The 16,411-nt window shown below is 50.7% G+C and carries 6 protein-coding genes; 1 reads left to right on the forward strand and 5 read right to left on the reverse strand.

From position 1 onward, the window contains the following. Positions 1-230: 230 nt before the first annotated feature. The 5 genes from Q0E49_RS01325 to helD form a co-directional block, all read right to left on the reverse strand. Positions 231-8,132 carry a YSIRK-type signal peptide-containing protein gene (locus Q0E49_RS01325; protein ID WP_295745810.1) on the reverse strand — a complete coding sequence of 2,634 codons (7,902 nt, stop codon included), beginning with the start codon at positions 8,130-8,132 and terminating at the stop codon, positions 231-233. Positions 8,133-8,384: 252 nt separating this feature from the next. Further along, positions 8,385-9,938, reverse strand: coding sequence for a glutamine-hydrolyzing GMP synthase (gene guaA, locus Q0E49_RS01330; protein ID WP_295745812.1), 1,554 nt, complete (start codon positions 9,936-9,938; stop codon positions 8,385-8,387). 91 nt (positions 9,939-10,029) lie between these two features. Beyond that, the gene (gene coaA / locus Q0E49_RS01335) at positions 10,030-10,950 is read right to left on the reverse strand and encodes a type I pantothenate kinase (protein ID WP_295745814.1); all 921 of its coding nucleotides are present in this window, start codon (positions 10,948-10,950) and stop codon (positions 10,030-10,032) included. Positions 10,951-11,029: 79 nt separating this feature from the next. After that, on the reverse strand, positions 11,030-13,120 hold the full coding sequence (locus Q0E49_RS01340; protein WP_295745816.1) for an LTA synthase family protein: 2,091 nt from the start codon (positions 13,118-13,120) through the stop codon (positions 11,030-11,032). Positions 13,121-13,240: 120 nt separating this feature from the next. Next, entirely contained in the window at positions 13,241-15,541 is a 2,301-nt protein-coding gene (helD, locus tag Q0E49_RS01345) for an RNA polymerase recycling motor HelD (protein WP_295745818.1), read from the reverse strand. A 189-nt stretch (positions 15,542-15,730) separates the two neighbouring features. On the opposite strand from helD, the gene Q0E49_RS01350 reads away from it, so the two are divergent. Continuing rightward, complete coding sequence (locus Q0E49_RS01350) at positions 15,731-16,396, forward strand: histidine phosphatase family protein (protein ID WP_295745821.1); 666 nt, start codon at positions 15,731-15,733, stop codon at positions 16,394-16,396. The last annotated feature ends 15 nt before the right edge of the window (positions 16,397-16,411 follow it).

Genomic DNA, 16,411 nt, shown 5'->3' on the forward strand with positions numbered 1-16,411 from the left:
TAGTTATCATTTCTATTATAAACCTTTATATTGCAAAGTAAATTATCATTGTGATTTGATTAATCATTCGTTCGATAAATCATAGATAATAGGCAGCCCGATCAAACCCGTAAAGCAAATAACCACCGTTAGGATCTTCCTGCTCGTAATCCTCTAATGGCATCTTCATCATGAAAAAACAAACACCTCCCAAACAAAAGGAGGTGTTTGCACGATTTATTTAGCTGAGACTAGTCTTGCTTGCAGCGCTTGCCTAAACCAATCAGTCCCATCATTGAGGACAGAGCAATTCCGGCTACTGCCCAGCCATTGCCCTTATTACCGGTCTGTGGCAATTGCTGGTTTTGACGCCGTCCTGATTGCTTGCTCAGCGATACTTGCTTTTGACTGTTACCCACTGGATTCGTTTGTCCAGGGGTTCCTGGCTGCCCTGGTTGACCTGGCTGCCCCGGTTGATGGTTCTCCGGAACTGCCTTGTAGGTGACCGTCTTCTCCACGTCATCCTGGTCAGCAGTCATCCTGATGGCATCGACCTGCTCAACATCAGGTGTATAACCATTAATTGTCGGGCTCACCACTGCAGCAAAAGTATCACTGTCAGTCGTCCACGGATCCCAGTCAACCTTGTTCGTTACCAGGTCCTTAGTACCAGTCCGCTCAAAGGTAATTGCAGCACCATAATCTGGGTGCGCTTGCTGCCCGTTAGCATAAACATAGTGAATGGTTTCATGTTTCGTTACCTTATCACTAACCGGTGCCGTCTCATGTGTCAAGTGGACGTTGTAAACCTGATCAGTATCATCATCGTGGTCAAAGGTTAAACGTTGACCATTTGTATCATCTGACACGAGCTGGTAATGCTGACCAAGGTAGCCATCAATCGAATGTTTAGTACTATAACTACTCTTTTGATCCGACTTTCCCGTTAGCTTATCAGCCTTCAACGTTTTGCCAGTAACGTCATCAATATAGTTGACAGTAATCTGTTGCTGGTTAGCAGTGTACTTCACGGTCCGCGTAACATCATGATCACCATAATGAATCTCAACCGGTGAAACAACCAATATATCAGCGGCGTACCCTGCTAACGTTGGCGATTGGTGACTATCAAAGGTTTGCGAAGCGACTGGCTCCCACTTAATCGTGTGAGTAACCAGGTCCTTCGTCCCGGTACGCGTAAAGTCCACACTAGTAGTGTAGTCTTCAGCGGCCTTCGTCCCATCCGCATAAACGTAGTGGATGGTTTCTGTTACCTTATCAGTATCACTCGTTGGCTGAGTAGCGTGCTTGAGGTGTACTTCATAATACTGGTCAACATTCTTGTCATCATCGAATGTTAGTGCTTGGCCATGGGTGCCATCACTAACTAATGTGTAGTGCTGACCTTCATAATCATGAACATCATCATTGGTCTTGTAGCCCACATCAGCACCACTGGTCCCGTTCTTGACAACTGTCTTTAAGACCTTCCCATGGTCACTGTCGTCAATGAACTTCACTGTCAGTTTCTGGGCATCGGCAGTGTAGGTCACTACTTCCTTGATGGCACCATGGTCATGGGTAATGGCGAGGTTTGCTACCGTTGCCTTATCCGGCGTGTAGCCTTGGATTGTCGGCGACGTAATGGTGGCAAAGTCTTGCGCTGGTGTCCAGTCATCAGAAATGGTGTGCCCGTCTACCAAGTCAACGACTTTCTTCTCGTGGAAGGTCAGTGAGTCTGTATGGTCCGGCTGAGCCTGCCGCCCACCTTCGTAAACATACTTGATTGTTCGTGGCACTTGAACTGCTTGCTGGTCCAGCTTAGTGGCGTGCTTAAGGTGAACCTCATAAGACTGGTCAACATTCTTATCATGATCAAACTTCAGTTTCTGACCCTTAGTGTTGTCACTAACTAACTGGTAGTGCTGACCCTCATAATCGCTAATATCGTCAGCAGTACTGTACCCTGTATCAGCACCACTGGTCCCGTTCTTCACAACCGTCTTCAAGACCTTCCCGTGGTCACTATCGTCAATGAACTTCACTGTCAACTTTTGGGCATCGGCAGTATAAGTGACCGTCCGCTCAACGTCGTCGTCCTGAGCAATCATCTTGATAGTATCCACCCGAGCGATATCAGGGGTGTAACCGTCAATCTGCGGACTAGTAACAGCCGCGAAGGTATCATCGGCCGTCGTCCACGGGTTCCAGGCAACCTTATTCGTTACCAGATCCTTAACACCAGTCCGCTTAAAGGTGATAGCCGGTGCCTGGTAGTCTGCATGCGCCTGACTACCATCAGCATAAAGGTAGTGGACCGTCTCGTGCTTAACCGCCTGGTCCTTGACCTGCTGGTGATTGTGTTTCAGGTAAATGTAGAACGCCCGCGATGTCGGGTCAGTCAGCTGGAAGGAACCAGCCGTGGCTCCTGGAGCGATTTGGTCCTCACTAGTGGCCAACACATACCCAGCAGCCTGCCAGTTCCAGAGCTGGTTATGGTAATCACTCCCGGCAAGGCCAGAAATCGACTGCAGGTGGTCAAACAGGTCGTTGCCATCATTGGCCGTGTAGTCCCCTGTCTTCGCCGAACCATCCACGTCCACGTAGTGAACCTGAACGGCCTTTGGCTGGGTCACGTAGATCGTCACCAGCTGATCCTTTGTTGCGTCGTTGTCAAAGATTAAGTTGGTTAGCGAATCACTGACCTTGAGCTGGCCATCCGCCGCGGTAACCGCTTGGAATCCCCGGTCGCCTAACTGCTTGATGATCGACTGGTACTGGTCACCAAGGGTCGTTGAATCCTTGCTCATCGCACCATGAACTTTGGTTGTCGCTACTTGTTCGTTAGAACCGCCAACCCCCAGCAAGGTCGCCGGTGTCAGCGTTTTGACCACGTATCCATCCTTATCTTCGACCAGTACCCGGTAGTTCAGCTTTTGCTTCCGCTTCAGGTAAACATAGTAAGTTTGCGGGAAAGACTGACCAATAGAAGACCAGTCACCACCCGACTGCAAAATATATTTGGCCAGGGTCTTTTCACCGGTTGGGTCGTCAGCACTGGCGTACCCCGCTGGGTTCAGGAATTCCCAAGTATGATCGCCATTTTGCGCCTGCGGATCAACTTGGACAATGACGTACTGGTCGTCTTTAGCTACGTAGTTATTCACGGCACTAATGTCGTAGTGTTTCCAGTTAGCCGCCTCGTCTTGGTGATCATTCATCCCTGACGGATCGCCGGCATGGCTAAAGGCAATTGTCACCCCGCTGCCGGCGTTTTGCGTCTGCCCGACTTCGTAGCTGTGACCAGCCCCATTCGGTCCATGTTGTTCATTCACTAAGTTGCTAATGGCCGGGTCCTGGTTGGCGGCATTCTCCAGCTTATGGGCATCATAATTACTTCCCTTGTTAAAGTGTCCCTGGGCATCGTAGCCACCACCATAGACATACTTGCCATCCTGGCCCGGTTGCAGGTTAGAAACGTCCTGGTAGTGGACCTCAATGTTCCCGTTTTGGGTAAACAGAGCCACTGCCGCCAATTTCTTAAAGTGAACGTTGAGGACTTGCGGGTGTGGGTCAGGCGTCCCTGGTTCGTGAACCGTTTGGTCAAACCTCATACTTGGACTGTAATGGTCGCCGGTGGGGTTAAAAATCCTCATCGACAGCAGGACAGGAATCGCTGGTTGATTTTCAGCATAAGATTGGGTGGTATAAACATCCAGGACGTAGTGGTGGGCGCCGACTTCGCGGAAATCATCATAAGTTGGCATATACGAATCAGCAATACGATCACCACTAAAACCATCAGTACTGTTCCCGGTCAGATTAGTCTGATAGCTCAGCGACGTCCCGCCTTCAGAAACGACCACTTTGGCGTGGGGGTCCTTCTTGATCAGGGCTTCCAGTTCCTTCGTGGTGTGCATCTGGATACTGTAAGTATTCGTGACACCGCTATCATTGGTAATTTGGTAATCGGCACGGTCAATCACGTAGCCAGGACGCAGACTATTATTAAGGCCAACCCCCGTTGAAGCAATGTCATCTGCCGTCGCGTAGCCATGGTCAACCAGCCATTGCGTAAATTTCGCATATTGCGGGGAAGTTAGGTCAATCATCCCGCCCATGTACGGGTCGGTTGGCAGCGGCAACTGGGCATTGCCGGAGCCGTCATTCTTCGGGAAGATCACTGTTCCCGCTTTCCCGGTACTCTGGTAAAGGTCTGACTTAGCAGCGTCTTGTTGTGATTGCGGGATCGCCAGGTGCTTCAGAAATTCAGACTTGGCCTTAGCCAACGGGTCGTTATCCGCGGTAATGAGGAATTGTTCCTTCACTTCCTGTTTCACTGGCGTGTAGAAAACAAAGAACATTTGCGTTGGCGAAAGCAATATTTTCCCGTCGTTGGGATCTTCACTTAAGTCGATCTGGTCATCATACTTATTCTGCGCCGCACCGGTACTATCCTTGGCCCCCAGGGCGGCCGTCAACGAAGCATAGCCCGGGAAGGAATTGTCGAATTGCAGCCAATTTTTTTGTTGAGGTGCGAGAGTAGATCCCTCGTCCCCACGCAGCGAGTACGGGTAGATTAACGGGTCGGTTTTCAGGTTAAAGCCCTGGGCACCCTGGTGCCGGTCGTCGTTATAAACCAGCTCCCCGTTAGTATTTAGGTAGTAAACGTGCATCTGGTAGCCGGCCAGCTTCAGCGAATCGTCGGTATCCGTAAATTTAATCTGATGCGACCCATCATCATAAGCCAGGTCAACCTTTTTCGCCATGTGGGTGTTGGGGTCAACCACTACCAACTGTGCAGCGGCGCTGATGTAGTAGTCGTCACCCTGAATATGGCCAACGTGGTGGGTGAGGTCCAGACTAATCCCATCCTTGGTGGTGTACTGGTGGTGCGCCTGCCAAGCGCCAAATTCACCACGAATGGCGTGGTAGTTCTCAATCGCCGGTGATTGGACCGTCGGCAGTTCCTGCTGCAGCTCAATTCCATCAACAGCGTGGGTGAACGGGTTTAAGTAGACGATCGCCGGAACCGCCTTCGTGTAGTCAGGAGCGGCCTGCTTGTTGGAACCGTAGTAGTGGTACTTGATCAACTGGTCAACGTTAATCTTCTCCTGCTGATCAGGGACCAGGTTCCAAACGATGGTGTCACCGTCAAAGTAGTACTGGGCAACGGCACCTAATTGGGCCGTCTTGTTGGCGAGGCCATCTGGGTAGTGGGCGTCCCCGTCGTTCTCAATTTGTGGACTCTGCTGATCCCAGTGGTAATACTGGGGCAGCATCCCCTGGGCATCCTGAGGAAAGCCATTGACGGTGAGCTTATCCACGGTATCAGTCAACTTAATGTCATGGTCTTGCCCTAAATCAATGTAGTGGTCATGGCCAGCCGCATCGGTGTAGTGGATCTTTTGGTGGACAGTTGAAACCCCTTGGATCTTAATTTGGGCACTCCCGTTTCCAGCAGGCACTAACCGGTAAGGTATAATGCCTTTACCAAAGACCGCCCCGGAAAGGTAGGCCACCTTGTTGATATTTTGAACCTGGTCCACTACCTGCGCCGGTGCCTTGACTTGGAAGACGCTGCCACCCGTCAGCGGGCGCTTTAAGTCGACCTTAAAACTCTTAATTTGGGACCAATCGTGTACTTGGTCAGCGGAGACGAAGTTTGTGAGGTCAGCCGCATTCACGGAATCTGGCCGGTAGTAACTGGTCGAATAGGTAATCACCGCGTCACTATCGATTGTCTGCCCCGTCAAGTAGTCTACGAGGTGGACTGGACCGGTCAAATGAATGTCAACCTGGGACTTGCCATCCTGTTTTTGTGGCAGGTTGCCTAAGAATTTGAGTCCAGTCAAGCTCGTATTCGGATTACCGTTAACGAAATCGTAGCTTAACGTGACGTGAGCGGTTTTCTTATCATCATTGGTGGCGTGGTCAAGGGCAGACGCGTCCATATTACCCTGTGCCGTGGTCAGGAGGTAGTCGGCAGTGGCCGCAATCAGTGAAACGTTAAAGCTTTTATGATCCTGCTCCTTACCATTCATAATGACGGTCGCATCCCCGTCTTGCGACTTCAGCGCCGGAATATAAACGGACGTCGACCGCAGGTAAACAACTGGTGTCTGGTTAATGGCTGCGAGTTGGTCCTTCGATAAGTTTGACTTGAGAGTGAACGTCAACTGCTGTTGGCCATTGGCGGTCGTAGAATAAACCGGTTCTTGCCAGTAATCACTATTCCGGGAAATCGAGTCTACAACGGTATTTTTCGGGATCGTTACCACAAAGCGCGCACTCGGGTTGTCCTTCTGTTGCCAATTATAGATTGCTGCCCAGATTGAACCTGCCGCAGCGTTCGTCCCAATGACGGTCGAATAAGTATTATCCTGAATCGTTGATGAATCAAATGACGGTTTTGGTTGCTTGACATAGTCAACGGTTGTCAGCACACCTGGCATGTAGGTAGTATCACCATTTTGTCCGATGCTACCCACCAAGTCCTCTTGCTGCTTGAACTTGTGATTCGGGTCAAGGTGACCAACGAAGTCAACAATCAGCTTATGATTCTTTCCCTGGACGTTCAACAAGCGAGCGGTGCCGGAGATAAAGGTGACGTGCTTGTTAACATTCAGGGTGACACTGCTGGAACCATCCGCGTAGTGGTAGGTAATCCCCGTCAGCGCGTCCTGGTCATTCAGCGACAGACTCGTTAACTGATAGTAGTCAGGCAGGCGAAAAGTCACCACCCCGGCCGGCGCGTCCACCAGCGTCGAATTAGTCAGGGTGGCTACAAACCAGCCCTTGTCCTGGTGATCCTTATTCAGCCAGTAAGCATTCTTGACTGTCTGGCCGTTGGCTAAGTGAACGTTAACGTCATCAGGGTTAACATCAAACTCAGGTGTGATCAGGTCACCGAAACTGTAGCCCGTTAGTGAACTTTTCCCCATGATGGGTGCCTGAATGCCGACAACGTTATTACTAAGGTCGCCAGCCCCATCGTTGCCGTGAATCGTTGAGCCGTTGGCCGCTGGCAAGACCACGCTGTGTTCCGGCTGGTCCAGCTGGTAGTGACCAATAATGACCAAGTTATACTTTGGGTGAGTGGCATCATGGTCGTCCACTCCCTTGCGAAGGGTAATGTGGACCCCACTAGCGTCCTGGGAAAAGGTAAAGTCCTTGTTCTTAACTAATTCCTCATCATGGCGAACACCATTGGCTCTCTGGGCGGTAACACCATCCACCACAAATTCCTTGGGCGCACCAACATTGACGGTCACCCCGTTGTGGTCAAAGGAGGCTGGCAACCCGTCGACAGTTAATGAATATCTGTACTGGTGGTCGTCCCCGGTAACCAACCAGTAGTCTGGATGATCTTCGTGGTACTGAAATTTAGCAACGTTGTCCGGTACTGGGTTACCCTGGTCGTCAGTTCTGTCCCATTGAGCATTAACGGCCTGCCGGGGAATCTCCACGGCAAACTTCGTCGTCCCAATTAACTTCCCGTTGTAGTACAAGTCAGCAGAATTGTAGTAGGTTCCGGGAGTGTTTAAGATATCCTCGCGGTAAGTACTTTTCACCACGAAAGGCTGGTTAATTGTCGCCGCCTTCAGGAACTTGCCGGTGTAGGTTGTGGTCCCATCCGCATCAACCGTTTGCTTAGAATCGACAACCCCTTGCTGATCGAGCGGTCCTGGCGTGTAGTCCACATTCAGGTGCGGATCAGCATGGAAAACTACTTGATAGGTATCGCCAGCGTTAGCATTGGCAACATCCACCGTCGCTGACTTATCATCGCCAGTAAAGTGAACCTGCGTCTGCACCCCAGCCGTCGCCTTGTTCTCATTTAATTCCTTTGCCAACTGCTGTTGCCCAGCAGGGGTTGCCTGCTGAGGATTAGCCTTCGCAGTTGTCTTGAGCGGAACCACCGTGGACTGTTGATCAACTGCCACTGTCGCAGCCTGCTCCGCCGTTTTGGGCGTACCGGGAGTCGCCTGGTTAACTGTGTCAGCGCTGGCCGCTGACTGGTTGACGCCTAAATATAAGGATGTCCCCAGGAGGACTGAAACCACGCCGACGCTTAGTCGCCGCAGTCCATAATGAGGGACCCGCTGGGCCTCTTGTTGTTGCTTATATCGAACGTTATTCTTCGAAACCATGTTTTTTACTCGCTCCTCAATCGCTATAATTCCCAATAGTCGTTGTTACTCTTAAGGCAACATCATTGATTGGCTAACTAATCACATATTAAATAATCGTTAAGTAGCTGTATTATAACATTGATTACCGCAAATTATGGTTAAAAAAAGCACCTGGCAATTTCACCAGGTGCTTATTATTAATGGGAGTGAATGTTTGCTTTTGGCGAAACAAACCTCGTAAGCAAAACTCATTGCCAATCACAGATACGGTTACTCCCATTCGATTGTCGAAGGCGGCTTGCTCGTTACATCATAAAGAATGCGGTTAACGTGGTCGACCTCGTTGACGATCCGTACCGAGATCTTTTGCAAGACGTCCCACGGAATTCGGGCAAAGTCGGCCGTCATCCCGTCGATCGAGGTCACGGCACGGATCCCCACGGCATAATCATAGGTCCGTTGATCCCCCATCACGCCGACACTGCGAATTCCCGGCACAACGGTGAAGTACTGCCAGATCTTCTCGTCGAGCCCGGCCTTCTTGATTTCTTCCCGCAAAATTGCGTCTGACTCGCGGACGATGGCCAGTTTTTCGGGCGTAATTTCACCCAGAACCCGGATCCCCAGACCAGGACCAGGGAACGGTTGGCGCCAGACTAAGTCGTGCGGAATTCCCAGTTTTTCACCGAGTTCCCGGGTTTCGTCCTTAAAGAGGCTCCGCAGCGGTTCAATCAGCTTGAAGTGCATTTCCTTTGGCAGGCCACCGACATTGTGGTGTGACTTGATTGTCTGGGCCGTATCAGTCCCCGATTCAATCACGTCGGTGTACAACGTCCCCTGCGCCAGGAAGTCAACATCATGCAGCTTCTTGGCTTCTTCGTTAAAGACCTGGATAAACTCGTTGCCGATAATCTTCCGTTTCTTTTCCGGATCAGCGACACCCTTCAGCTTACCTAGGAAGCGGTCAGCTGCATCCACCTTAATGATGTTGACCCCAAGGTCACGGTTTAAGGCGTCCATCACCTGTTGGGCTTCGTTCTTCCGCAAAAGGCCGTGGTCCACAAAGATACAAGTCAGTTGGTTACCAATGGCGCGGTGCAAGAGGACGGCAGTAACGCTGGAGTCGACCCCGCCAGAAAGGCCAAGGATAACCTTCTTGTCGCCAACTTCCTTGCGGATCGCAGCGACTTGCAGGTCGATGAAGTCGTCCATTGTCCAGTTCTTCTTCGCACCACAAACATCAAAGGTAAAGTGTTTGAGGATATCCAGCCCGTACTGGCTGTTCCGGACTTCCGGGTGGAACTGCAGGGCGTAGAACTTTCGTTTGTCATCCGCAATGGCGGCAATCGGGCAGTTCTTGCTGGTGGCAACTACGTGGAACCCGGCTGGTTCCTTAGTGACCCGGTCCCCATGGCTCATCCAAACATACTGTTTTTCCGGCAGTCCTGCAAACAGCACACTGTCCTTATCGGTAACAGAAATGTCGGCTCGCCCGTATTCGGAATCATCGGCACTTTCGACTGTTCCGCCCAGGTCGTAGCTCATCAGCTGCATCCCGTAGCAAATTCCCAGAATCGGAATTCCCAGTTTAAAAATCTCCGGATCGACCTTAAAAGCGTTAGGATCGTAAACACTGTTTGGGCCACCAGAGAAGATAATTCCCTTCGGGTGCATTGCGGCAATTTCCTGAGCAGTTTTCTTATGGCTCAGCAGTTCCGAGTACACGCCAAAGTCCCGAATTCGGCGAGTAATCAGCTGGTTGTACTGGCTGCCGAAGTCCAAGACGATGATCTTATCAAACGCGTCTAAGTTGACGTTTGCCACTGGTTTCACACTCCTTTTTTTCATTTCAAAACATTAGCTATATTTTACGGGCCAATGCCTATTTGGTCAATGTTTGGGGCCACTAAATTCACTACTTTCGCAGGTAAACCCCATCAATGTAGTGGTGAGCAGTTTTATGAAGGATAATCTCCGCCCGGTTACGCGTCGGCAGAATATACTGCGTTAGGTTGGGCAGGTTAATTTGCCGCCAAACGTTGCGGGCGACCGCAAAGGCGTGGTCGCGGCCTTCGTGTGACAGGGGATAGTAGTAATTGGTCGGGTCGGTAAAGGCGGTATCTAAGAGCACCCCAAACCGTTCCAGGTACCACTGCTCGGCGAGCTTGGCAGTGGCGTCAACGTACAGCGACAGGTCAAAGAAGTCGCTGACGTACAGTCGCTGGTTGCTCGGCAACTGAAGGGTGTTAATCCCCTCAACAATCAGGATATTCGGACGGTCGAGCAACTGGTAATTGACCGGGTCGACATCGTAAGTTTGGTGTGAGTAAATCGGCACCTTAATCTGTTCCCGACCACCCTTGACGGCATTTAAGAAGTTCAATAAGCCTTCCATGTCGTAAGACTCCGGAAAGCCCTTGCGCTCCATCAAGCCCCGTTTCTTAAGCTCGGCATTGGGGTAAAGGAAGCCGTCAGTCGTCACAAGGGCCACCCGCTGGTCGGGCAGCAAGCGATGAAGGAGAATTTGCAGCAAGCGCGCCGTGGTGCTCTTACCCACCGCTACCGACCCGGCAATCCCGATAATATAGGGCACCCGGGAGGTTGGCTGCTTGATGAAGGTCATCTTCTGCAGCTGCCACTGCAGGTAATTCTGGTATTTCAGCTGGATTAGCTTAATCAGTGGCAGGTACACGTCGTTGACGTCCTTGATCGAAATCTGGTCGTTAAGCGACTTGATCTCGTCCAGGTTTTCTTGCGTCAGCGACACGGTATCGCTGGGGAAAAAACTGTGCCACGTTTGCCGGTCAAAATGATCGTAATTACTGTATTTGTTCAACACGCCCACCCTTTCGTTCAAAGAAAAGGGCGCGACAATGATTGCCGCAGCCCTTTTTCTCAATTATCGCTCAGCCAGCCTACTTGGGAAACTCCAATTTCGGGTTTTCCTTTAATTCCGGAGCATCCGTCGAGTACTCGTCAAAGGTGCTCTGATTATTATTTTCGGCCTTGACACTGGTCTTCTTCTTTTTCTGTGCCTTCTTCAGTTGCTTCAGCGACTTCTTCAGGTTGTATGTATAGTCCTTCTTGTTAACCTTCTTAAAGCCCTTCAACTTGTAGAAGCGCAGCAGGTCACCATTCATGACCTTGTCGGAGAGACCAAGCTCAGTCGTGACGTAGCGTTGGATCTTATCGATCTGCTTTTTCTGCTTAGCGGTTTGGTGCTTAATCTGCTTCCCCGTCTTGGTGTAGTAGACGTCACCGTTGTACTTCGTGTACTGCGGCGTCACAAAGTCACCATTTCTGAAGGAGACAATCTGATTGCGTTCCGGCGACAGGAGGTCCTGACCAAACTGGATGTAGTTCTTCGAGCTAATTCCCAGCAGGTCTTCCAGCGTCGGCAGGACATCAATTTCACCACCGTAAGTGTGGTCAATCCCACCCTTGAGGCCTTCCATGTTGATCATGAACGGTACCTTCTGGAACATTGCCAGCTGGTAGTTGTCGGCCTTCTTGACCTTGAGAATCTTGTTAATCGCGGTCGGGTGGTTGTTAGAAATCCCGTAGTGGTCACCATAAAGCACCAGCACACTATTCTTGCGCAAACCACTAGCGTCCAGGTAGTTCAGGAATTCCTGGATTGACTGGTCAAGGTAGTGAGCCGTTTGGACATACGGGTCCACCGTCTTATCACCGGTCGTCAACGGGTCGATCGACTTATTCTTCTTATCCAGGATGTACGGGTAGTGGTTCGTGACCGTAATCAGCTTGGCGTAGAACGGCTGTGGCAGTTGCTCCAGGTAGTAAGCCGAATCCTTCATGAAGATCTTATCCTTGATCCCGTAACCGGCATCGTAGTTTGGTGTCTTCGGGAAAAATTCCTTACTAAAGAAGTACTGGTAACCAAACGACTTGTAGGCGTTATCCCGGTTCCAGAAACTTGGCACGTCCCCGTGGAAAGAAGCCGTTGTGTAACCATGCTGGTCGAGGATGGCCGGGATGGACTGGAAAGTATTGGTTCCACCGTCGCTAACCATTGCCGACCCCTCCGGCAACCCAAAGAGCGAGTTTTCCAGCATCATTTCCGCATCAGAGGTCTTCCCCTGGGCTACCTGGTGGAAGAAGTTATCAAACGCCAGGGTGTTGGCGCTGTGGTACAGCTTGTTCAGCGTTGGTGTAACTTCCTGGCCATTAACCTTATAGTCAATCAAAAACTGCTGGAAACTTTCCAAGTGAATGATAAAGACATTCTTCCCCTTGGCCGTCCCGTAGTACTGAACGTTTGGCGCCGCGTAGTTGCTGTGCAGGAACTTCAGCACTGGTTTGAGGTCGTTTGACTCCGCTCGTGACTTAATCGCGTCATTATGCTGGGTTTTAATCCCGTCATAGATCGTATACGCCTGCAGCCCCAGGTATTTGACAATGTAGTTATTATCAAAGGTCCGGGTGAGCAGCTGAGACCGGTTGCTTTCGGCCATCCCCAGGTTGACCCCGAAAAGGACGAAGCCGAGGGCGGTAATCGTCAGGGCATAACGAGTCTTGAAATAGCGCATATCGACCCTGATCCAGTGGAACAGGAGCACAATGATCAAGATCACCACGTCGGCGTAAACCAGGAAGTCGGTTGGCTTAATAATCCCCAGGAGACTCTTTCCCAGGTTATTTGAAGTAGCGCCAGAACCCTTAATCAAGTTAAAGGTAATAAAGTCCGAGAATTCACGGTAATACAAAATATTAGCAAACAGCCAGGTTGAGAGCAGGAAGTTGATGATGCTCATCAGCCAATACGATAACCGTCCCCGGAAGTAGAGCGCAATCCCAAGAAAGATCAGCGCGCCAGGGATAGTATTAAAGGCCAACAAGAAGTGCTGAACACTACCCTTGACCCCCAAATTAAACTTTGTTGAATATGCCCAGTAGCTCTTGATTGCAAACAAGAGGACCGTGAGCAAGAAAAAACCGAGCTTAGTATTTAAGGCAGCCCGCAGTTTTTTCAACGCTGGTTTCATAGCTTTTCCTCCAAAAAAGAATCAACCCCATAATCATACAATAAAGTTTGCGATCTTCAATGAGATCGGCTTGATTTCCACTAATGTTCACTAATTCTTCAACTTTAGTGAACCAGTCCCTTAATTGTCAATAGTGTACTCGTCTTGCGGAACCTTGTCGATTAACGGCGTTGGCTGGCCAATCGCTACCAGCGTTAACTCGTGCATTGCCCGTGAGCAAATCGTGTACAACAGCCGGCGTTGGTCATCACTGCCATACTGCTGGTCATTAGCGTTCCAAACGATGGTGGCGTCGAATTCCAGCCCCTTAGCCAAGTACGATGGAACAACGATCGTTCCGGCGACCAACCGCTGGTTTTCACCCTTGATCAGGGTGGTCTTAATCCCCCGCTGCTTCAGCAGGTCCGCGATCCGTTGGCTATCCGCCAGCGTCTTCCCAATGATGGCGGTGGTGTCGTGCTCCTGCTGGTAAGCTTGCAGAGTGCTGACCACTGCATCAGTGGCCGCGGCTTCATCTTCTCTGACAACCAGTCGCGGCAGTTTCCCTTGCCGGTCAAATGGTTCAATTGCTTCCCCATCTTTCAGCAGGTGCCGGGTAAAATCAGTAATCTGTTTCGTTGACCGGTAAGTCTTGGTCAGCTGGAGGACGCGGGTTTTCTCCCGCTCAAACATCGTTCCCAGCTGACTTAAAAGGCTGTGGCTGTTGTTATCAGTGAAGATGGCCTGGTTCAAGTCTCCCAGCATAGTGAACTTTGCTTCAGGGAATGAGTACTTGAGGTAGGCAAGCTGAAAGGCATCATAGTCCTGCACCTCATCGATGAAGACGTAACGCATCCGGCGGTCGCCCAGGCGACCGGTTAGCAAGTCGTACAGGTAAATGTAGATGCTGACACCAGCTGCTGACAACCGGTGATCCCGCATCTGAGCAACGGTTTGATCGACAAATGATTGCCAGTCCTGCTGACTGATGCCCACCTTAGCGAGGTCAACCAGCTGGGGGGTGTGCCGGAGCAAGTGAACGTACTGGGCATTAATGTTAATCCAGTTGTTATGGTCGATTGTCCGCTTAACAGGCTGTAACTCTTTCATCACAATCTGCCGGGCAAAAAAACGCCGTTCCTCATCCTCATTTTCAAATTCCCGCGGCCGGTTGCGGAAGAGGTCATTGATGTCTTCCTGGCTCAGCGACTGCAGCCGTGATTCGACCCACTTGCTGCGCATTTCACTGCCAACTCGCCGGTTAAGGTACTTCACCAGTTCTTCCTTCGTCCCATCGAGCCGGTTTCCGAGGTTATAGTTATTGTTAAAAGAGTAATAAATTTCTGCCAACCGTTCTTTCGTCACAAACGGCTTATGGTGGAACATAATATTCCGGAAGTGCAGGTGACCATGGCCAAGGCTTTTAGCATAGCGGGTCACAACATCAAAGTAGCGCCGGCTGGTTAATAAATCATTAATTTTCCTTGCGACCTCATCCTGGGTGGCCTCAAAACGTTGTTGAAGGGTAGCCACCTGGTAGCGCGGCACCCGCCGGTTGACAAACTGGAAGTAAGTCATCTGAACCATGTTGTGTTCTCCCAGCTCTGGGAGGACGGAGTCAACATAGTCGTTGAACAGTTGGTTCGGTGAAAACATAATCACTTGTGAGCTGGTCAGCTTTCCCCGGTAACGGTAGAGCAGCCAGGCCACCCGCTGGAGAACCACCGCCGTTTTTCCGGAACCAGCCGCCCCCTGAACAAAGAGGAGGTCGGACTTGGTGTCGCGGATAATTTGATTTTGTGTCTGCTGGATGGTGCTGACAATGGACTTCATCTTAGTCCCGGAATGGTTGCTCAACGCCGACAGCAGCATCTGGTCGGTGACGGCTTCATCAGTGTCATAGAGGGTCACAATCACCCCGTCGGCAATTTGAAACTGTCGTTTGAGCGACACGTCCACTTCCTGCGGTCCGTCGGGGGTTTGGTAGGACACTTTGCCCAGGCCGCCATCGTAATAAATAGACGAAATCGGTGCCCGCCAGTCATAAACCAGGAAGTTGTCGGGACGGTCGTTAAACGAAGCCAAGCCGATGTAGATGGTCTCCGGACGCTGAGCCCCCTTTTCCTGGAAGTCAATCCGGGCAAAGTACGGTTTGGCATGGAGCCGTTTAAGTGTCGACAGTTGCCGGGCAGCGTGTTGCCATGAGTTTTGCCGTTCATCCAGCATTTGCTGCTGAGCACGCACGGAAACGGCCGTATCCATCATTCCAGAATAAGTAGTCGTGTTAATGTGGATATTGTCAAAGCCCTGGTCAAGCTGGTGGGCTTCACCCTTCGCCTTGTTGGCTTTATCCTCCATCTTGGCCATTGCCTGTTCAATCTTGTCCATCACCATGTTCAAATGACGTTGTTCTTCTTGCAACACCTTGTCAGCCACTAGCATTTCCTCCCTCATTAACAAAAAGGTTGATTAAACATTATAGCATACTGGCGACCAAACCGGCGAAGCGGGAGCCTGGCCCACGACGACCAGCCAGAAAAATGAACGAGAGCCAGTCATTGAATGGTTATGAGCATATAGAGTTTCAAATTTATGATAAACTGGTGGTATTAATAGGAGGACAGCAGAGCAATGAGCATTAAAGTTTATATCGTCCGTCATGGTCAAACCATTCTTAACTTATACAACCGAATGCAGGGGTGGTGTGACGCTCCACTTACCGTCGATGGAATGGACGACGCCACTGCAGCTGGGAAGGCCCTGGCTAACGTCCACTTTGACTATGCTTATTCTAGTGACCTGCCCCGGGCCAAGCGGACCGCCGAGTTGGTGCTCGACCAGTTGCAGCAGCCAAAGCGCCCGGTGCTGAACGTTAGTACGCTTTTTCGTGAACAATCGATGGGCTACCTGGAAGGTGAAGACGGGGGCCATGCTGCCGAAATTATTACTGGTAAACCCTTTGCTTCCTTTGGTGAGTTTGCCAAAACCATGCCGATGAGCAAGGTTCGCGACCTCATGGCAGCCCAGGATCCGCACCACATTGCCGAAAATAACCACGATTTTCTCCACCGGATTAACATGGGAATCCAGCAACTTGGCAAACTACCGGACGGCAGCACCGTCTTACTCGTCAGCCACGGGCTCGTAATTCGTTCCCTGATGGAAGAATTTGCTGCACCGGGCCTCTATGATCCCGGTCATGCGCCGGAGAACGGGACGATCCAGTTATTAGAAATTGAGAATGGCCAGCCAACGGTGAAGTTTTATAACCGTCACAGCCTACCAGCAGATAATTAAGGGGGACAAACTTCT

The organism is uncultured Limosilactobacillus sp. (genome assembly GCF_934202235.1).
Taxonomy (GTDB): domain Bacteria; phylum Bacillota; class Bacilli; order Lactobacillales; family Lactobacillaceae; genus Limosilactobacillus.

What these genes read in the sequence shown, in the direction of transcription:
- Q0E49_RS01325 (WP_295745810.1), bottom strand. Translation starts at nt 8,132, where the DNA reads ATGGTTTCGAAGAATAACGTTCGATATAAGCAACAACAAGAGGCCCAG.
- Q0E49_RS01340 (WP_295745816.1), bottom strand. Translation starts at nt 13,120, where the DNA reads ATGAAACCAGCGTTGAAAAAACTGCGGGCTGCCTTAAATACTAAGCTC.
- helD (WP_295745818.1), bottom strand. Translation starts at nt 15,541, where the DNA reads ATGCTAGTGGCTGACAAGGTGTTGCAAGAAGAACAACGTCATTTGAAC.
- Q0E49_RS01350 (WP_295745821.1), top strand. Translation starts at nt 15,731, where the DNA reads ATGAGCATTAAAGTTTATATCGTCCGTCATGGTCAAACCATTCTTAAC.